At 64.8% G+C, this 13,416-nt stretch carries 14 protein-coding genes and 1 tRNA gene; 11 read left to right on the plus strand and 4 right to left on the minus strand.

Annotated features, from left to right (window positions below; all coding sequences use genetic code 11):
- The first annotated feature begins 1 nt into the window (after position 1).
- The 11 genes from AC1U2B_RS26430 to AC1U2B_RS26480 all read left to right on the plus strand — a co-directional run bounded on the left by AC1U2B_RS26430 (position 2) and on the right by AC1U2B_RS26480 (position 8,830).
- Complete coding sequence (locus AC1U2B_RS26430; protein ID WP_418001544.1) at positions 2-748, plus strand: pseudouridine synthase; 747 nt, start codon at positions 2-4, stop codon at positions 746-748.
- The gene (gene cmk, locus AC1U2B_RS26435) at positions 745-1,431 is read left to right on the plus strand and encodes a (d)CMP kinase (protein WP_418001545.1); all 687 of its coding nucleotides are present in this window, start codon (positions 745-747) and stop codon (positions 1,429-1,431) included. The genes AC1U2B_RS26430 and cmk overlap by 4 nt, the downstream gene beginning before the upstream one ends.
- The gene (gene der, locus AC1U2B_RS26440) at positions 1,428-2,831 is read left to right on the plus strand and encodes a ribosome biogenesis GTPase Der (protein WP_043398725.1); all 1,404 of its coding nucleotides are present in this window, start codon (positions 1,428-1,430) and stop codon (positions 2,829-2,831) included. Before cmk ends, der begins: the two co-directional genes overlap by 4 nt.
- Before the next feature lie 88 nt (positions 2,832-2,919).
- Positions 2,920-2,993, plus strand: a tRNA-Pro gene (locus tag AC1U2B_RS26445).
- Positions 2,994-3,503: 510 nt separating this feature from the next.
- On the plus strand, positions 3,504-4,880 hold the full coding sequence (locus AC1U2B_RS26450) for an AlbA family DNA-binding domain-containing protein (RefSeq protein ID WP_480219115.1): 1,377 nt from the start codon (positions 3,504-3,506) through the stop codon (positions 4,878-4,880).
- Between the two features lie 145 nt (positions 4,881-5,025).
- Positions 5,026-5,313, plus strand: coding sequence for a hypothetical protein (locus tag AC1U2B_RS26455; protein ID WP_480219116.1), 288 nt, complete (start codon positions 5,026-5,028; stop codon positions 5,311-5,313).
- A gap of 469 nt (positions 5,314-5,782) precedes the next feature.
- Positions 5,783-6,097, plus strand: a complete 315-nt coding sequence (locus AC1U2B_RS26460; protein WP_480219117.1) for a hypothetical protein — start codon at positions 5,783-5,785, stop codon at positions 6,095-6,097.
- A 70-nt stretch (positions 6,098-6,167) separates the two neighbouring features.
- Entirely contained in the window at positions 6,168-7,418 is a 1,251-nt protein-coding gene (locus tag AC1U2B_RS26465) for an AlbA family DNA-binding domain-containing protein (protein WP_480219118.1), read from the plus strand.
- Positions 7,419-7,535: 117 nt separating this feature from the next.
- Positions 7,536-8,027: a hypothetical protein gene (locus tag AC1U2B_RS26470; RefSeq protein ID WP_480219119.1), complete on the plus strand. Its 492-nt coding sequence runs from the start codon at positions 7,536-7,538 to the stop codon at positions 8,025-8,027.
- A 5-nt stretch (positions 8,028-8,032) separates the two neighbouring features.
- The gene (locus AC1U2B_RS26475) at positions 8,033-8,515 is read left to right on the plus strand and encodes an N-acetyltransferase (RefSeq protein ID WP_480219120.1); all 483 of its coding nucleotides are present in this window, start codon (positions 8,033-8,035) and stop codon (positions 8,513-8,515) included.
- Between the two features lie 15 nt (positions 8,516-8,530).
- Entirely contained in the window at positions 8,531-8,830 is a 300-nt protein-coding gene (locus tag AC1U2B_RS26480; RefSeq protein WP_480219121.1) for a hypothetical protein, read from the plus strand.
- A gap of 173 nt (positions 8,831-9,003) precedes the next feature.
- On the opposite strand, the gene AC1U2B_RS26485 is transcribed toward AC1U2B_RS26480, so the two are convergent.
- The 4 genes from AC1U2B_RS26485 to AC1U2B_RS26500 form a co-directional block, all read right to left on the minus strand.
- Positions 9,004-9,252, minus strand: a complete 249-nt coding sequence (locus tag AC1U2B_RS26485) for a hypothetical protein (RefSeq protein ID WP_480219122.1) — start codon at positions 9,250-9,252, stop codon at positions 9,004-9,006.
- Positions 9,253-9,501: 249 nt separating this feature from the next.
- Entirely contained in the window at positions 9,502-11,406 is a 1,905-nt protein-coding gene (locus AC1U2B_RS26490) for a UvrD-helicase domain-containing protein (protein ID WP_480219123.1), read from the minus strand.
- Complete coding sequence (locus AC1U2B_RS26495) at positions 11,403-12,806, minus strand: ATP-dependent nuclease (protein ID WP_480219124.1); 1,404 nt, start codon at positions 12,804-12,806, stop codon at positions 11,403-11,405. The genes AC1U2B_RS26490 and AC1U2B_RS26495 overlap by 4 nt, the downstream gene beginning before the upstream one ends.
- Positions 12,790-13,275, minus strand: a complete 486-nt coding sequence (locus AC1U2B_RS26500) for an AAA family ATPase (RefSeq protein ID WP_480219125.1) — start codon at positions 13,273-13,275, stop codon at positions 12,790-12,792. The genes AC1U2B_RS26495 and AC1U2B_RS26500 overlap by 17 nt, the downstream gene beginning before the upstream one ends.
- Between the last annotated feature and the right edge of the window lie 141 nt (positions 13,276-13,416).

A 13,416-nucleotide genomic window follows, 5' to 3' on the forward strand; every position in this document is an offset into this window, starting at 1 on the left:
CATGGTGGCCAACGAAGAAGGCGTGCGACTGCAGAAGGTGCTGTCGCAGGCGGGAGTTGCCTCTCGGCGCGTCGCCGAGCGGATGATCCTGGACGGCCGGGTGGAGGTCGACGGCCAGATCGTCACCGAACTCGGTACCCGCGTCCACCCCGACCGGCAGGTGGTCCGCGTGGACGGCAGCCGGGTGCTCGTCGACGAGGACCTGGTGTACCTCGCGCTGAACAAGCCAAAGGGCATGCACTCCACCATGTCTGACGATCAGGGCCGGCCATGCATCGGTGATCTGGTCGAGCACCGGGTGCGTGGCAACAAGAAGCTCTTCCACGTCGGCCGGCTCGACGCCGAGACCGAGGGACTGATCCTGCTGACCAACGACGGTGAACTGGCGCACCGCTTGATGCACCCGCGGTACGAGGTGTCCAAGACGTACCTCGCCACCGTGCAGGGGACGGTGCCGCGCGGGATGGGCAAGAAGATGCGCGAGGGCGTGGAGCTGGAAGACGGACCTGTCCACGTCGATGAATTCGTGGTGGTCGACATGGCCGCCGGTAAGACTCTGGTGAAAATCGTTCTGCACGAGGGGCGCAATCGCATCGTGCGCCGGTTGATGGCCGAGGTCGGGTTCCCGGTCAAGGAACTGGTGCGCACGCACATCGGCACGGTGTCGCTGGGGGAGCAGCGGGTCAACAGCCTGCGGGCGTTGACGCGCAAGGAAGTTGGCGAGCTGTACCAGGCGGTGGAACTGTGAACGGCGCCATCGTCATTGCGATCGACGGTCCGGCGGGTACCGGAAAGTCCTCGGTGTCAACGGGTTTGGCGCACGCACTCGGTGCCAACCACATCAACACCGGGGCGATGTACCGGATCGTGACGCTGGCGGTGCTACGGGCGGGCATCGACCCCGCCGACGCCGATGCCGTCGTCTCGGTGTGTGAGCAGACCGACTTCTCCGTCAGCTTCGACCCGGACCACGACACGTCGTACCTTGCGGGCGAAGACGTTTCGGACGAGATTCGCGGTGACGCGGTGACCCTTGCCGTGTCGGCCGTGTCGGCGATTCCGGCCGTGCGGACCCTGCTGGTGCAGCGGCAGCGTGAGCTCATCGCGGAGGCCGGCTCGGTCGTCGTCGAGGGCCGTGACATCGGCACCGTGGTGAAGCCGGACGCCGATCTCAAGATCTTCCTGACCGCCTCAGCCGAGGAGCGCGCCCGTCGGCGCAATGCGCAGAACGTCGCAAATGGCTTGGGCGACAACTACGAAGCGGTGCTCGCCGATGTGCAGCGCCGGGACCATCTGGACTCCACCCGCGCGGTTTCGCCGCTGCAGGCCGCCGATGATGCGGTCGTGGTCGATTCCAGCGATATGACCCAGGCTGGTGTGGTGGCACATCTGCTGGATCTCGTGCAGCAGAAGGTAGGTGTGCGTCAATGAGTGACGACGGAGTTTGGTTCGACGAAGGCGACTGGGAGATCGGCGCGGAGGGATTCGAGGCCGAGCTCGACGAGTACGCGGGACCGCCCCCGGTGGTGGCCGTCGTCGGGCGGCCCAATGTCGGCAAATCGACTCTGGTGAACCGCATTCTGGGCCGTCGTGAAGCGGTGGTCCAGGACATCCCCGGCGTGACCCGGGACCGCGTGTCGTACGACGCGCAGTGGGTCGGGCGCCGGTTCGTGGTGCAGGACACCGGCGGTTGGGAACCCGACGCCAAGGGTCTGCAGATGCTGGTGGCCGAGCAGGCCACCGTCGCGATGCGCACTGCGGACGCGATCATCCTGGTGGTCGACGCCGTGGTCGGAGCGACCGCGGCAGACGAGGCCGCGGCCAAGCGGCTGCAGCGCTCCGGCAAGCCGGTGTTCCTGGCGGCCAACAAGGTTGACAACGAGAAGGTGGAGTCCGAGGCCGCGGCGCTGTGGTCGCTGGGGCTGGGCCAGCCGTATTCGATCAGTGCGATGCACGGCCGCGGTGTGGCCGACCTGCTCGATGCGGTGCTCGAGGTGCTGCCGACCCTGTCCGAAATGAGTGGCGGGACAGGCGGTCCGCGCCGCGTCGCGCTGGTCGGCAAGCCCAACGTCGGCAAGAGCTCGCTGCTGAACAAGCTGTCCGGTGACGAGCGGTCCGTGGTGCATGACGTCGCCGGTACCACCGTGGACCCGGTCGACTCGCTGATCGAATTGGACGGCAAGACTTGGCGTTTCGTCGACACGGCCGGTCTGCGCCGTAAGGTCGGCCAGGCCAGCGGTCATGAGTTCTATGCCTCGGTGCGCACGCACGGCGCGATCGACGCCGCCGAAGTCGCGATCATGCTGATCGACGCCTCCCAGACGCTGTCCGAGCAGGACCTGCGGGTGCTGTCGATGGTGATCGAGGCCGGGCGCGCGTTGGTCATCGCGTTCAACAAGTGGGACCTGGTCGATGAGGACCGGCGCTACTTGCTGGACAAGGAGATCGAACGCGAATTGGTGCAGGTGCAATGGGCGCCGCGCGTCAACATCTCCGCGAAAACCGGTCGGGCCGTACAGAAGTTGGTGCCTGCGCTCGAGGCTTCGCTGGCATCGTGGGACGCCCGCATCTCGACCGGACGGCTCAACGCGTTCCTCAAGGAGATCGTCGCTGCGACGCCGCCGCCGGTGCGCGGTGGCAAGCAGCCACGCATCCTGTTCGCCACCCAGGCGGCCTCGCGCCCGCCGACCTTCGTGCTGTTCACCACGGGCTTCCTGGAGGCCGGCTACCGCCGGTTCCTGGAGCGCCGGCTGCGTGAAGAGTTCGGTTTCGAGGGCAGCCCGATCAAGATCAATGTGCGGGTGCGGGAGAAGCGCGGCGTCAAGCGCTGACCGTCGCCGCGCCGCCGGACCCGTTTAGGGTCCGGCGGGAGGTCTGAGGTAGGCTTTCCAACCGTTGCCGGTTCGTCCGGTAGCGCCGCGGGCTGTGGCGCAGCTTGGTAGCGCACTTGACTGGGGGTCAAGTGGTCGCAGGTTCAAATCCTGTCAGCCCGACAACGAGAAGTAGGCTTTGACCTGCGGTTATGCTGAAGTTTCGACGTGTTGGGCACGTGAGTTGGCGGCCGTCCTTGGGACCACGAGGCTGCCCGCGGTTAGCCAATATTCGCCAATGTCGAGCCGGCGGCGCACGCTATGCGCGGCGACGCACGTTATGTCGTTCGATCGAGTTGTGGTTCTCGCGCCGAGATTGACCGATGGTCAAGTGCGCGGTGCGCAAGTGTCTTACTTGCCGTCACGCCCGAGTTGGGTTATTTGCCTTAGTGCCTTGAGATTTGGGCTGTCAGGGTGTCGGGAGCCAAGAAGTCGTGCTGATTCGAAATACCGCGTCCTTCCAGCAGACTCGGAACGATCTAAGGGGTGAAGTTGCGAAATCCGCAGACGGATCGATTCGTACTGCGCCGGGATCGGGACTACGCCCGTCGCGATCGCCCCACCGACCGCCTGTTCCATCCAGACCACGGTTAGCGGCCCTGAGCTGTCACCCCCACCACATACGCTCGACTGGTGGACCCGCTGCCCCTCACCCTGAGCGACATCGACACCTCCCGCGCGTTTCGCACGGACGATGAACTCCTGCAACTGGTCGCGGCGATCCACGGCTCGCGGGCCGAGGCGCAGGAGACGAACTGGCTGGAATGGAAGAGCGGCCTCGACCTGACCAAGGCCCCGGGGAAGTTCGCCGTCGCGAAGGCGGTCCTCGGGTTCGCGAACCGGTCCGTCGACGACGCCCGCGTCACCACCGGCGGCGTCGCTTACATGGTCGTGGGAGTGGAACCCGGCGCGGCGTCCGGCATCGCTGCGGTCGACCACGCGAACCTGACGCCGGGGATCAAGACGTACGCGTCCACGCCGCGGTTCACGCCGCGCACGGTGCGATTCGGCGGGGTGGAGGTGCTCGTGGTCATGGTCGAACCGCCCGAGCCAGGCGACCTCATCCACTCGCTGCAGAAGCAGTACGACAAGTTCGACGCGGGTGTGGTCTTTCACCGTGGGCATGCGCGCACGGCGCCGGCCGGCCCGAAGGAGATCGAGATGCTCGCCGACCGCCGCGCGCAGGGCGCACAGCGGTCGAAACTGGACCTCGCGCTGCGGAGCGCGGCCGATCCACTGCATCGGTTGAACGCCGGCCGTGACCAGGTCCTCGAGTGGCTGAGCAGACACGAGGCGCACGTCCGGGCTGTCAACGGCAGGCCACCGGAGCCGGAGCCGACACCTCCTGATCCGGCATCTGCGGGCGGCTTGTCGCTGCTGGGTCGATTCGCCGAGAACGCGTTCCTCACCACACTCAGCAGCAACCGTGAGTCTCATGCCGCGACGTTCGATAACCGGGTGAAGACCTACCTGGCGAAGCTCAGTCGCGTGCTCCTCAGCCATCTGTTCAGGGCGATAGCTCAGGACGAGAGCACCAACACGGTGCACTTCCAGGTGGGCAACGAGACCGAGGACCCGGTCTTAGGGGTGCAGCTGGCGTTATGCGTCCCGAAGGACCGTATCCGCGTCTACACGGCCGCGCCGCGTGTCGACAGCTGGCCGGAGATGCCGAAGTGGCCGGACCCCGTGGACGATTTCCCGCTCGCCAACATGGGGTGGGTCCGCCCCGACATCGAAAGCCTCGTCCCCATCTCGCGCCGTTCCGCGTCGATGACCGAACTGGACGACTCGTTTGAGGTCACGTGGGACATCGGCGACCTGCGCCCCGGCGAGTGGTCCCGTGACCTCACCATCACCGTGGTTGCTGGACCGAGCGCGCCGGATCTGGTCAGCATGGAAATGGTCGCGCGATCGACGAGTCACCGAGGGCAGGTGATCGCGAAGAAGACACTGACGGTGTCGGCGGACGAGTGGACCGTCGACGACTTCTTCGCGGCGGAATCCGAGTAGCCCAACTGTCTCGCCACGTTGCCCACCTTCAGGACATCTCCCGTGCTCACCCGCCGAACTCCGGCATCTGGAACGTTTCGGGCTCGTCGTGTCACCCCTCCCGCTTACGCTGCCCTGACCGACACCCCTCGCCGAGGAGGAACCGGTGGCCAAGCGAGAGAGGCTCGACCAACTCGCCGCTGCCGTTGCGGACACCGAACTGATCCCCGCCGATCGGGAACTCACGGCGGGGGAGATCGAACTCCTCGACGATCTCGCCGCCCGGCTGCGCAGGGTGTTCCTCAATGATCCGTCAGAAGAGATCCACGACGTGCTGCGCTGGGTGTCCGCAGTCCGCGCCGGCAAGCGCGACCCCACGCTCACCACACCGACCACACTGGCTGCGAATCTCGTATCGGCCGTCTCCTCGACCCAAATGAAGACGAAGCGATAGAAGAAACCGAAGACCAAGCGGAAGTCGTCGTCGCCACTGGAAGGTCTACGGTTCGTGCTCCCGGTAGGCACCGTGGGCAGCCCGGAACTCAACCTCGCACGGCATGAGGTGCTGGGCGGGTTGCCAGCATCGCGGCGGGGGACACTGACGTGAACGCCTGAACTGCCCGGGACCGAATCGACAGGCCCCGGGTCCGCCGTTCAGCTACCGCCGCGGGTATTCGTACCGGTCCAGTTCCTGCCGGCAGCGCGGCACCGGCGCGACGGTTCGGTTGCCAGCGGGATGCACTGGGCGTGGTAGCCGGGATGGTTGCAGTATCCGCAGAGTGCCATGATGCGGCCTCCCGACCTTCGTGGTTCGAGAGACACGGATGTGGCTCCCCACATTCATGTGCCAAATGCAGACGTTTAACAGTGAGGTGGTTCGCACCACCGCGGTGCGTGCACCTCTGTTCCGTACCGTCGCCGACATGGTGAACAACAGCAGGAATGAGACGACTGTCGAGCGGTTCTACGCCGCGTCGGGGCCGATGGCCACGTCGGTGTTCGAGTGCGACGCGCGCTACTACCGCGAGTGCCTCATGGCCGACCGGGGCGCCGTAACCGTGTGGCTGTCCTCCGGCGAGGTCGAGCACGTCGCCGGCACCTGGTACCTCGATGTGGAACGAGTGCGCGGCGACGAGATCGACGGTGCGATCGAGGTCATCTACGTCGGGGTGACGCTGCGGAAGTATCCGGCGGGCACCTGGACGGGGTGGGAGACCGTGGACACCGCTGAGGTGTGACCCGGAAGCGGGCGGCGATCAGGTTCCGGACCCGCCGGAGGCCGTCACCGCCAGCTTCTACCCTCGTGTGATGACCTTTACCCCCTTGCACCGCAGCTTGGGCCTCGCGCCGAGCGCGCTGACCGACGACATCCTCAACCAGGCCATCGCAGCAGGTGTCGCTGAGACCAACGACCTCGACTGGAAGTCGGAGCTGCCTGCGGCTAAGGGATTGCCCTTGTCCGACTTCCCGAAGGACGTCGCCGCGATGGCCAACAGCGGCGGCGGGATGATCGTGTACGGAGTGGAGGAGAAGAAGAAGGCCGCCGCCGGCCGCAAGGACGTCGTGGACCTTTCCCAGGAACACGAGCGCACTCTCCGCAGCGTTGCGATCACAGCGATCACGCCTCCGGTGTTCGGGTTGGAGATCCATCGTCTCGGCACCAGCCCAAGCGCAGTCGCGGTGATGGTGCCCGCCAGCGTGGACGGCCCACACCTGGTCTACAAGAACGACTACTTCGGTGCCCCGATCCGGAACGACGCCGACACCGCCTGGATGAAGGAGCCACAGATCGAGGCGATGTACCGAGCGCGGTTCGACGAACGCCGCCGGTCCAGCGAGGCGGTCGACTCGCTCTACGCCGAGGCTGCCACCGGCCGGGACACCGCGAACCGAGCCTGGCTGATCGCGGTCGCGCACCCTCGCATACCCGGTTCGCTCGTCCGCCCGACCCGCGAGGAAGCCCAACAGGTCTTCAAACAAGCCGAGCAGATCACGCACAGCTACTCGACACGTGACGGCAGCATTCACCCCCTTGAGAACATCGATCGGCTCAACCCCCGCCCAGGACTTCGACGATGGCTCGCACCCAACAACGTCTCGGGCGGCAGCGCCTTGTGGCGTGAGACGTGGGCAGCGGTGCACCACGACGGGGCGATCACACTCGCGACGGTTGTGGGTGGCCACCGTAAAGGCCCCAATGAGAATCACAGCGGCGGAGAGGTCGACGCCCGATCAGTCGAACGCGCGGTCGCCGACTTCGCTGCCCTGATCCGCGCGACAGCAGCGGCACTGCACCACGGGGAGTACGAGGTGCGCGTGGGCATCGAGTGGACCGGCGACGAGCCTCTCACCATCTTGACCATCGACGGGCACGGCTTCACGTTCGGCGGAAACTCGACACCGCTACCCGCCTACTCTCCGGTCCGGCTCACCGTCAACGCAGCAGCCACCGACACCGAGTTCCACAGGCAGGTGCAGGAACTTGCTCAGGACTGCGTGAACCAGGGCGGGATCACCTACCTGCACGTCATCAAGGAGCCGCCAGAGGACGGCAACTAGCCCTCGACGGCCACCGTGTCTGCCGGCGGCAGCGGTAACGCCGACCTGTCGGTACCACTGGCTAACGTGGGATCCGCCGCAGGACGCGGCGCGTCACTTTTCCCCGGGGAGGACCACATGACCTTCGACGAGCTACGCACTCTCATCGCCAACTCGCGCCCGTCCGATTGGCGGCAGATCAAGGCGATGGGGCCGACCTACCGCGACCGCTTCAGTTCGTGGACCGGACCCGGCGACCAGGCTGGCATCGATCACGACAGCCACGTCGACGTGGCCGTATACCGCCCGGACATCGACCTGACGATCGCCTACGGGATGCCGAAGAGCCAGCACGAGCACAATCTGACGTTCACGTGGTCGGAGGCATTCCCCGACTCAGAGGTCCGCGAGATCAGCATCGCCGACATGTTCTGGCGCGGCTCGCTGGTCGACCGCGTCAACTACGCGTATGTCGACGGTGGCCGGGGCATCGTGCCGATCGGCGGCGGGCATCAGGGCCTCCGCATCACGCAGTACGACCTCGCGGTAGCGCGGCTGCTCAGCGACATCGCGGAATACGACGAGTGGGACCGGTACTTCGGCGCGGTGCCGTTCGAGTTGCAGGACTGACCATAGTGCCGTTGCAACTCCTCGATCATCGCAGCGGCGCTGAGAGCAAGTACTCATGGCTCCCGGCGTTCGACTGGTCCAAGCCGTACGAGAACGAGCCTTGGTGGGAGGAGCCGCGGCGCTACCACCTGAGCGAGCCGTGGTTCGTGCAGGTGCTGGAAGGCGGCCACGAGGTGGCACGGGTCGAACGCGATGACTCGGGTGGCATCAACTCGAAGTATGTGAGGGCGCCGAAGCCTGTGCCGGAGCGCTTGGAGATCCAGTACATCGAGGTGGCCACCGCCGCGCGGGGGCGCGGCGTCGGAACGCAGGTAGTGGTTGCCCTTGCAGCGCGGCACCCGGACCGGAGGCTGTTCGCGTACAGCGAGGGCGCGCACGGTTTCTGGGCCTCGCTCGGCCGGGATCGGTTCGATCATCCGGAGGGCGAGCGATTCCACCGTCCGCTGTTCATTCAGAAGCCACAACACGACGCCACGATTCGGAGGTAGGGGTGACGCATCGCGGTGCTGCAGATCACCGACTTCGCCAACGTAGATTTTGCACGCACGATCCACCGTCGGGTCGAGGGGCGGTGGCCTCGCGCGGTAACTGTGGTCGACCTGGCGGACACGATCGGGATGAGGGACAGGATGATCGTGGCGCACCGGTTGGCTACACCGTTGGTGCAGGCCTTCGGAGTCCCTCGCCCACCATGGCTCGACGAAGACGGCACGCTGCGGTCCTTCTACATGATCGAGGAAGGCAGGCGCGCCTATGAGGAATGGGCGCGGCACTACGGCGTTCCCATCGACCCCTCGTCGTGACATCGACCTAATCCGCCCGGTTTTGCACAGCGGGTAACTCACCCATGCCGGTCTCAGCCCACGCCGGGCGTGAACTTCCCGTGTGAACGGCTTGCGGCCCGAAACGCGTAACCTACGTCTGCCGCCCAGCGGTTTTCAGCAGCATCTGCGTACGACCCCGCAGATCAAACTAATTACCCTCGGTGCGCCCGTGCCCGGTGATCGCGAACAGCCGTGCTTCGGTAGTAGACAGGGATGGCGAGCACGGTCAGACCGAGCGCTGGATGCACCAGGAAGCTCAGGGTGATGCCGGTGAGGTAGCCGATGATGCCGATGACCGGTCGTTGTGCTTGTGTGCGCCATGACATTCCGTTGGTCGGGTTGGTGTCGGGGTTGCGGCGGTGCAGGATCCAGAAGAACGCGACCCAGCTGGCCGACATCATGATGGCGATGCCGGCGTAGCGCCGGCGGCGGTTGAGGCACCGGTCCGTGCCTTCGCGGTGATCAGGGTGGGCTGCCAGCTTCCGGTGGCGGGTCTATCGGGGTCCGTAATGGTTTCGGTGCGGGCGGGGCGACAAGCTCGGCCTATTGCCGCCGACGTGGTCGTCCTGGCAAGCCAAACAGCTTCTCCTATTTGACCATTGAACTGAAGTGCAGCACCAGATCAGGAATTCCGATCTCCAGAACCTGACTCAGTCGAACCTGTGCGTCGGGACATCAGCACGGTCCAGGACATCGTAGAGATCGGCGATCTTCATACTGCCGCCGCGGTGATCGCACTGGGTGAAGATCACCCGCTGCGCCGCTCGCGACAGTCCGACGAAGAACGTGGAGGTTGAGATGTGGGGTTCACGCGGATGGGGCCACCACTGATCATCGTCGAGGGCAAGAAAGAACACGGTGTGGTATTCGAGGCCTTTGCTTCGGTGGATCGTCAACAGTGGCACCGCGTTCACTGATTCGTAGGCTTCGACAGCGTCCCACCATGATTGGCTGCGCTCGGCCACCTCAGTCAAGCGGATCTGGAACGCTTCGATGGTGACTTCTGACTCGTCTGCGATACCGCCCAAGTTCGCGAGCCGCCCGGCTGTTAAGTCCTCAAGGGCCAAGGTCAGACGCTCGCAGAGCGAGGGAACCGCCGCCGGGCGGCATTCAGTGTCGTCCAGCCATGACCGCAGAACGTGGATCTGTTGCGCCAGAGCATCATCGAGACGGGCCACCTGATGGTCGGCGGCATCGTTGCCGTATCGTAACCGTGCCATCGCCGAGGACACCTCCATCCAAGTCTGCGGTAGGCCGCCCTTGGCGCGATTGAGCGCGCACAACCGCAGTACACCGATAAGTAGCTGAGCAAGAGGGTCTTTGAGAAGCTCCTGCAGCCGCAGCCGGCCGCACGGAGCGTCGTCATTGCGCAGCGCGATCCCATGCTCGGACAGGGCCGCCGCGAACAGAGGTTCAAAGTTGGCGACCGTCTGCCGTGCCAGCAGCGCATACTGCCCGTACTCGCGGCCCGATTCCGCCGCGTCTGCGGCGATGAACGCCGCAACAGTTTGTGCCTCACGGCTGGCTTGTGGGAAGGACCAGACCTGGGCGGGGTGATCATCGATATCTGAAACAGCCTGTGCTACAGCGATTTCAGCTGAATCATCCAGCAACTGGGCGAACCTATGTTGGAGCGCCACCAGTGGTTCGGTCGAACGGAAGTTCGCCTTCAATTGAAATGGTTCCGCAGTAAAGTCCGCCTCGAATTCCTCGAATGCGTCCTCAAGGGCACCCGCCCATCCCATGATCCGCTGCTTGCGGTCACCCACCGCGGTGACGACCGTGCGCGTGCCGAACACCGAGCGGAGAAACGAGTACTGGGCGTAGGTCGTGTCCTGAAACTCGTCGACGAAGACGATGGGATAGGTGACGTGAAGGGCTTGCCGCAGCGCCGGGCTGGACCGGACGATCAGTTCAGCGAGCCGATTGATCATCACGAATTCGACACGGGGCGGCTCTCGATCGAGATAGTTGTGCCGCCACCATTGCTGGACCGCGTATTCGGTTGACGTCCGGGGAGCCGGGAACTGCAACGGAAGGTCATAGGAGCCGACGGCGTTCACCCGGAAGGACTTTCGGTGAATCTTTCTCAGATCTGCTGCGAGCAGCGGGGGCGCGTCGGGAGCGATGCTTTCCAGGAATTTTTCGATCAGCTTGTTGTCTTCAGTGAGCTCGCCGAGATCAACTTCATAGGGCGCGTTCATCTTCCATGGTTGCGGCAGCAGACCGCCGAATTGATCGAGGATGCTCTTGGTGAACGAGTCGAAGGTCATCGAGACGAATCGTTCGGCGTGATGCGGGATACGGCTGCGGACCCGGTGACCGAGATTTGTTGCAGCGGAGCGTTTGAAGGAGATCGCGAGAATGCGTTGGGGCTGTGCACACAACCCCGCCTGAAGGAGATAGCCGGCGCGCTGTGCGAGAAACTCGGTCTTGCCCGCACCAGGGCCTGCGGTCACGCAGGCAGAGCCCTCGTGCCGCAGGGCCTGCCATGCCGCCGGTTCGAGGTCGTCGATCCCGTGGGGTTTCCACGCATCAGGTGTCACCGAGTTCATTGGCGCGCGATGACTGCCTTGATGTTGCTGATGAGTGCTTCCAGTACCTCCGGGGGCTTGGCAAGATCGGTATCGGCCACGGCGGTCAATGCACGCAGGTGTGTCGCGGGTTTGGATCGGTTGGTGAACAGGTACCGATACCATCGCATCAATTTGACGGCTTCCTCGGTGGTCCAGTGGTCGATGCCCGGGGGATCCCCACCCAGTACGGCGGGGGCAGGGTCGGAGGTCTTGTCGGGGCCGCGTGCCCCCTCCTCCAGTACCGAGTAGCTGGTGAAGTAGTGATTGAGCAGCGACATGTCCAGGTCCAGGGGCGTGGAGAAGTACACGTTCCACTTGCGCAGATGGGGTATCCACATTTGTAGTTTTTCGACGGTGAGATCGTCGCGGATGTCGTCGATCTGGGTATAGCCGTCGATGCCGGCGAAGGGATCTTGGCCGATGAGCTGCAGTTGTTCGCAGGTGGTCCGGATCCGCCCCGCGCCGCCTCCGTTGCGCCCCCAGTCAAGATCGAGCAGCGTGGCGTGCGGAATCTGCAGGCTGCTGACCAGACGCCAGAAGTGATTGGTGTGCCGGCCGCCCAGCGGCACGATCGCCACGAAGGATCTGTCGATCGGTACAGCTCGAGCTTCGGCCAGCACCGGCAGGACGATCTCTTCGGAGTCGCCTTCGCACAACACGACATATCTGGCGAAATACAGTTCGGGATGAGCGCGTACCGCCTCCCGGATGTACTTGGCGGCTTCGGTCTGGTCGTCCGGCAGGTCGATGAGCCTGATTTTGCTGCACCCCGCTTCATCGAGGCGCAGGTATCGGACCTGCTGCGGTTCCACCCGTGCTAACGCGCTGGCGGAGTGGCTCGACATCACAGCCTGCACCCGCGACCCTGCCGATAACTCCATGAGTTGACTGACAACCCTGGACAGAAAGAACGGCGCCAGATGATTCTCGGGCTCCTCGACCACGATGACCGTCAGCGTCGGCAGGCTCGACGCGGACAATTCAAACTGTGCCGCGCGGGCGCCTGCGGCCACTTCGGTCTCGATATCGAGGGTGGCCGCGGTCAGCGCGAGGTGCAGCAGCGATCGCTGACCATCGCTGAGCACGGTGGCCGGATTCTGGCGGCCGTCTCGGGTGGGCCCAAACATCAACTCGGCGTGGCGGAACAAGTCACGCGTGTCGGTCTGGGTTGGATGCAATGACGGCACTGCGTGTACCGATTCGGTGTGCAGTTGACCCCATCGCTGCGTCAGCGCCGACACCACAGCGTCGACCACCGGCTCGGATTGAAACTTCTCCAGCAGTTCGGCCGCGGCACCGCTGACATGGTCATTGAGTTCTGCAGACCAGCGACCGGCCCGCCACAGTCGGCCCCGCAGGAAACTAGCCACCTGACGCACACCGTCGCGCGTGGGTGGCAGGTAGACAACCTGGACGCGGCCGCGGTCGCCGCTGCGCAGCGGCGTCGTCAGTCCACGTGGAGTGCAGCACCATTCGGCATTTCAATTTGCCGTCTACGGTGGCCGTCATCTGCCGGAAGAACTCGGGCACACTGTCGCGGGCAGCGACTGCATCGGGATCAGTCTCGTCGACATCATCAAGTTCGGGAAAGGCCAGGATCACGTCAACAGTCAGTGACCGTGTCGTCGGGGGTGGTTTCGCTTCATCGGCCGGTACGTGAAAATCGGTGATCCGCACCTGCCGCTGGTCTTGGGCGACGCCGAACATCCGCGTCAACGCGTGGCACAGTGCGGTCTTGCCCGCACCGTTGCCACCAATCAAGGCGGTCATCGAGGGATCGAGATCGACTGCTGTGGGCTGGCCGCCAAAACAGCGGAAGTTTGTCAGACTCACACGTTCGATGTACAAGGATCGACCTTTCCATCCGCCGGGGGCGGACATAGCTTAAGGATGGCTTGCTTGCTCACCGGGCCCCCGGGCAGTGGCCACCAGCACTGCCTCGCGGGAAGGCCAGCCGCCTCGAACCGCAATACGTCCCTACAGAGTTGC

Source organism: Mycolicibacterium sp. P4_G11 (genome assembly GCF_056555145.1).